This window comes from Vibrio sp. V42_P2S4T144 (assembly GCF_009904715.1).
Lineage (GTDB): Bacteria > Pseudomonadota > Gammaproteobacteria > Enterobacterales > Vibrionaceae > Vibrio > Vibrio alginolyticus.
The window spans coordinates 1-5,480 of sequence record NZ_WXWS01000100.1 but is presented as its reverse complement, the minus strand read 5'-3'; the positions used below and the strand labels follow the sequence as shown (position 1 = coordinate 5,480).

Genomic DNA, 5,480 nt, shown 5'->3' with positions numbered 1-5,480 from the left:
CCGACAATCAACCAACTTTCAAATATATACCCTGATGAATTTGCCATCTCTGTCCCAACAAACGTCATTTCTTGTATCGAAATCAGTGAAACAATAGAGGTGTCTTTCACCAAAGAGATGGTTTGACCGGCAAGTGCAGGTGTGATTGATTTAAGCACCTGTGGCGCGATAACAAATCGGTATTTCACCCATCGAGACAAGCCCAATGAGTCAGCCGCTTCCCACTGACCTTGGTCGATACTTTGTAAACCACCGCGCACAACTTCTGCAATGTAGGCAGAAGAGAGTAAGCCGACACATAACACGCCAGAGGCAAGGTTTTCCCAAAGGTTCGAAGGCCCAAACAGAAAGTGCTGTAGCGCATTTGGTTCGCCGTTGTAGTTTCGTAGAAGATCTTCCAAACCAAGTAACGGGATCAATTGGTTAGAAATGAAAAAGTAGAAAATAAAAACAAATACCAACGGAGGGATGTTTCTCACTAACTGGATAAACGCATTGGCAGGTGTGCGCAACCAAACGGAACGAGAGAAGCGTGCTAAGCCTAACAAAGTGCCAAACGCTAATGCGAAGCTTATGCCCCAAACACTGAGCCTTAACGTCGAAATCAAACCTTGGAAGAAGTAGGGCAAACCACCATCTGCTCTAGGCGTGAAAAGTAATTCAAGCGCCTCTTTCCACTGCCACAAATAATGCACACCAATAGTGGACCGATGGTACAGCCAAACACCACCGATACCGCACATGACAAGTAGTACCCAGTCTAGTGTGTTTAATTGCGGTAAAAGGTAGCCTGTGCTGGATTTCGCGGGTGCTGTGCGAGTGGTAGTGTGTTCGCCCAAAAATTTGACTCCGATAAGTTATGGAAAAGTAAAATGGATGATTGGAGAGTATAGGCTCGCGGCGTCCACGAGCCATTTAGATTACTGGCCTTGCGCGACTTGATCTTGCCAATCTAATGTCGAGAACCAGTATTCATAACGTTGTTTTAACCATCCATCTTGGGTTCTTGCTTCAATCCATTTATTGAAAAAGGCCTTTTTATCTTCTTCCCCCAAGCGAACTGCAAAGGCTTCGTTGCCTTGTGATAGTCGCTCAGAGAATGGAAGGAATAGTTTGTCGCTGTGTTTCACTGTCTCATGTTCTGGTTTTGGGCTAGAAGCAATGACCGCGTGGGCGTTACCATTCAGCACCTCTTGGAACGCTTGCACGTCGTCATCAAATTGCAGGATCTTCGCTTTCGGGAAGGTTTCTCTGGCTACTTGAACGGTGAATGCGCCGCGACGAGCCGCAATTTTTACGCGTCGTGAGTCAAAATCCGAAAATTCGCTAAAACCAGAGGCGAGTTCTTTGTTTGCTGCTACTTGAACGCCTGAGTGCGAGTAGGCCTCAGTAAACAACACGCTTTTGGAACGTTCAGGCGTAACCGACATGCCACCGATGATCACGTCGAACTTTTTCGCCAGTAGTGCGGGAATAATGCCATCCCACGCAGTCGGTACGAATTCCACTTTCAAACCTGAATCTTGTGCTAAGCGTTTGGCAACATCGATTTCAAAACCGATTAACTCACCTTGCTTGTTACGCATTGCCCAAGGTACAAATGTTGACATACCAACGCGCAAAGTGCCTCGTTCTTTGATTTGATCTACATTGGTTGTGGCGACATCTTCTTTCGCGATTGTAGGCATAGCGATGGCTAGCCCTAATAATGCAGTAATGGTCGCTTTGAATAACTTCATGTTATCTCCTTATAATTTGCGCCAACTGGCTCCGAGTTTGTGTTCTAGCCATGCAGACAAGCCAGAAAGTGACAGAGTGAGGGCAAGATAAATTGCTGCCACGGTAAACCAAATTTCAAACGGCATCGCCGTCTCTGAGACGATGTTGCGTGCCTGTGTTGTTAGATCAAAAATCGCCATCACGCTTACAATGGAAGAGTTTTTGATCAAAGAAACCACTTCATTGGTTAATGGCGGTAATGTGCGCTGTAAAACCTGAGGCAAAATTACGTCTTTGTAGGTGTAAAACGGTGATAGTCCGAGAGTTTGTGCTGCTTCGAATTGCCCTTTAGGAATACTGTTTAAACCTGCACGGAATATTTCCGCGGTGTAGGCACCTTGGAAAAGGGATAATGCCAAAACGGCGGTGCTGAATCGGTCCAAACCAATCACGGGGCCAAACACGAAGTAGAGTAAATAGATTTGCACCAACAACGGCGTGTTACGTATTACTTCGACGTAAGTTGTACCAATAATATTGCCGACTTTCGAATCGCTCAGCCTTAGTAACGCGGTAACCAACCCTAATACTAAGGTAAAAAATAGACTAATAGCCGAGATGTTAAGCGTGACCAATAGCCCATCAATAAGTTCTGCCGGCCACCATTCTCCACCTTCATAAAAAGCGATGTAATCAGGTACGCGCTCCCATTGCCATTGATAGCCCATAGCGTCGGCACCAGAGTCCAACACCCACACAATCGCGATGAAGAGGAGCGTCATTTGCAGTAAAGCTTGAAGGACAGGTTTGATTACGCGAACTATCATCAGTAACTTAAAATTTGGTTCAAAAATGCTTGGGTTCGTGGATGCTGAGGTGTCTCAAATAAGGCGACTGGAGAGTTCATTTCCACGATTTGGCCTTCATCCATAAATACCACGCGGTTCGCTACTTTTTTGGCAAATCCCATTTCATGCGTGACGCAAATCATCGTCATTCCGCTTTGAGCCAGCTCAACCATGACATCCAACACTTCGTTGATCATTTCCGGATCAAGCGCTGAAGTTGGCTCGTCAAACAGGAGTAAATCCGGTTCCATACACAAGGAGCGGGCAATCGCGACGCGTTGCTGCTGACCGCCAGAAAGCTGGATAGGATACTTACTCGCTTGCTCTTCAATATTGACTCGCTTTAGGTAATGTTTTGCGCGTTTTTCCGCTTCTTGTTTTGATAATTTGAGTGTGCGAATCGGCGCTAAGGTGAGGTTTTCCAGTACAGTCAAGTGAGGAAAAAGGTGAAAGTGTTGGAACACCATGCCGATTTTACCGGGCTTGAGAGATTTTGCGTGAGAAGGCTGGTCGAACACATGAAGCTGGCCTTCTTGAATCGATTCAAGATGGTTGATGCAACGAATGAGCGTTGATTTTCCGGAACCTGAAGGGCCACACACCACGACGATCTCGCCAGAATGCACGGAGAAGTTGATGTCTTTTAGAGCGTGGTAATCGCCATACCACTTATTTACGTCGCTAAACTCAACGACGGGAGTATTCTCTTTCAAAGGGGCACGCTATAACGGAAAAATATCCTTTTACAATAGCAAGTTGTGCGCGTAATTTCATTAAGAATAAGCTAATGTTTAGGCGATGATTTTAAGACTCTATTCAGATCGCTTACAAGATACATCCATGTTTCTTTAATGTTGGTGCAGTCTAGAGTATGACTAACTCAGTTCAACGAGATACGGATAACGAACAACAATCGCAACAACAGACATAACCATTAGTGTCTGTGCAGAATAGTAGGTCACCATGACAACTTGTCGTGAAAATATTGACCGTCCTCCAAAGCGTTCGAAAGCCAATACGATGCCAGAGATAATAAAGATAAAGCTTCCGAGCACCGCAAAGGAGGAGGATTGTGTTTTCCCACTCAAATAATACTCGATCGAAGCCCAGCACATAGTCATCAGTACCAATATATAACTGGCAACTGGCCGTTTCTCTTTACCGAGATCCGGTCGGAACAACCAGTAGACGCATATACCCAGTCCGAACAAGGCAATTGGGAGCCAAGGTGTAAAATGCCACGCTGACATGATGGCAAAACCATAACTATAGGAGAGATGGGCAGAGCAAAAGAGCACTAATCCTGTAATGAACTTGTCTCTAGGGAGCATTAATAACACGTCACCAAGCAACGAGAGCGATAAGCCAATCAAAATCCAATGCGCATATGGCATTGGGTAAGCCGGGGACTGAATTAAAATACCAAGCATACAGAGCACTGGTAATGGTTTAGAAACGTAAAAGAGCCATTTAGAGCCTTTACGGATACTGATGATATGTATGAATGCTAATACGACAACAACTAGCCACATAAAGTGTTTTCTCGAACAGACAAAATTATGTAGTACATCACTACAACAAATCAAAACTTAATTAACGAGTTAACTCGTTCTTTGATCTCAATTATTTTTATTTGTGTAAAGCTGGACAGTTGTCTCTTTACTAACCAACACGGCCGATTTTTTGTCTGGAGGGAATCGTTGTTTTTAGAAGCCTCCTCGTTTTGAACGTGATGTGGCTTACAAAATAGCATAAAAAAACGGTATTGTGACTGTTAAGTCACAATACCGTTAAACCCTAGGAAGGGCAGTGAAGAATTGTTGCAGTTATGAGACAGCTAACTCTAAGATTTCTCGGCTACGTTCAAGTGTGATCGCCTGGTTTTCACCTAAAACAGTCATGCCGTGTTTGTTTAGTTGATCAATGATGGCATCGATAGCTTGTTCACGGCTCTCACCATAGTTTTCGAGCTTAGTTGCGACATCAAGTTGATGATAAAACGCTTCGATAGCTTCGATTGTGCGCTCTGCTAAATCCTCACCTGCTTCAAGACCAAATACGTTGCGACCCATTTGTTCTAACTTAGGGCGCTTAAACTGCATTTGGTTACGAAGTAACGACGGTTGGACAATTGCAAGAGAACGTGCATGATCAATGCCCCATAGAGCCGTTAATTCATGGCCGATCATATGTGTCGCCCAGTCTTGTGGAACGCCACTACCAATTAACCCATTCAATGCTTGGTTAGCAGACCACATTAAGTTTGCGCGCCACATATCGTCGTCTCGTTCCGCAAACTGTTCTCCGAGTGTTTTTAAAGTTTTCAGCAGTGTTTCTGCGTAACCATCTTGAACCATTGCACCGGTAGGAAGCGTCAAGTATTGCTCACATACGTGCACCCATGCGTCAACAATGCCGTTGATAAGCTGGCGTTCTGGCAGTGTTTTCATTACATCTGGGTCTAACACGGCAAATTTTGGCTGCACTGCTGGAGACATGAACGGAAGTTTGTCTTGAGTTTCTTTTTTAGTGATAACTGCGCCCATGTTTGACTCTGAGCCTGTTGCTGGCAATGTCAAAATTGCAGCTAGAGGCGTCGCTTCAGTGACTTGGTGCTTACCAATCATGATATCCCAACCATCACCATCATACTTTGATGCCGCTGCTACGTATTTGGAGCCATCGATGACTGAACCACCACCTACCGCTAAAATAAAGTCAACGCCATGCTCTTTTACCATTGCGACTGCTTTATCGAGTGTTTCTTTGGTTGGGTTTGGTTCAACACCTGAAAACTCTAGCCATTCATGTGCCTCAAGAGCTTCTGCTACTTGGTCGTACACGCCATTTTTTTTGATGGAGCCACCACCGTATACCACTAAAACTTTTTGGTCGGATGGGATAGCTTCTTTG

General features: G+C 44.8%; 6 protein-coding genes. All 6 read right to left on the bottom strand.

The features are described 5' to 3' along the window. Positions 1–839, bottom strand: an 839-nt coding sequence (locus tag CAG68_RS03270) for an ABC transporter permease subunit (RefSeq protein ID WP_161440788.1), incomplete at its 3' end; no start/stop codon positions are given. An 81-nt stretch (positions 840–920) separates the two neighbouring features. Further along, the gene (locus CAG68_RS03265) at positions 921–1,739 is read right to left on the bottom strand and encodes a transporter substrate-binding domain-containing protein (RefSeq protein WP_005386070.1); all 819 of its coding nucleotides are present in this window, start codon (positions 1,737–1,739) and stop codon (positions 921–923) included. 9 nt (positions 1,740–1,748) lie between these two features. Continuing rightward, complete coding sequence (locus tag CAG68_RS03260; RefSeq protein WP_053303588.1) at positions 1,749–2,546, bottom strand: amino acid ABC transporter permease; 798 nt, start codon at positions 2,544–2,546, stop codon at positions 1,749–1,751. Next, entirely contained in the window at positions 2,546–3,280 is a 735-nt protein-coding gene (locus CAG68_RS03255) for an amino acid ABC transporter ATP-binding protein (protein WP_053307675.1), read from the bottom strand. Before CAG68_RS03255 ends, CAG68_RS03260 begins: the two co-directional genes overlap by 1 nt. 162 nt (positions 3,281–3,442) lie before the next feature. After that, positions 3,443–4,099, bottom strand: coding sequence for a lysoplasmalogenase (locus CAG68_RS03250; RefSeq protein WP_005376394.1), 657 nt, complete (start codon positions 4,097–4,099; stop codon positions 3,443–3,445). Positions 4,100–4,393: 294 nt separating this feature from the next. Further along, on the bottom strand, positions 4,394–5,480 hold a 1,087-nt coding region (locus tag CAG68_RS03245), incomplete at its 5' end, for an iron-containing alcohol dehydrogenase (RefSeq protein WP_161440787.1).

Excerpts from the sequence above, each read along its gene's own strand:
- CAG68_RS03265 (WP_005386070.1), bottom strand. The coding sequence starts at position 1,739 with ATGAAGTTATTCAAAGCGACCATTACTGCATTATTAGGGCTAGCCATC.
- CAG68_RS03260 (WP_053303588.1), bottom strand. The coding sequence starts at position 2,546 with ATGATAGTTCGCGTAATCAAACCTGTCCTTCAAGCTTTACTGCAAATG.
- CAG68_RS03250 (WP_005376394.1), bottom strand. The coding sequence starts at position 4,099 with ATGTGGCTAGTTGTTGTCGTATTAGCATTCATACATATCATCAGTATC.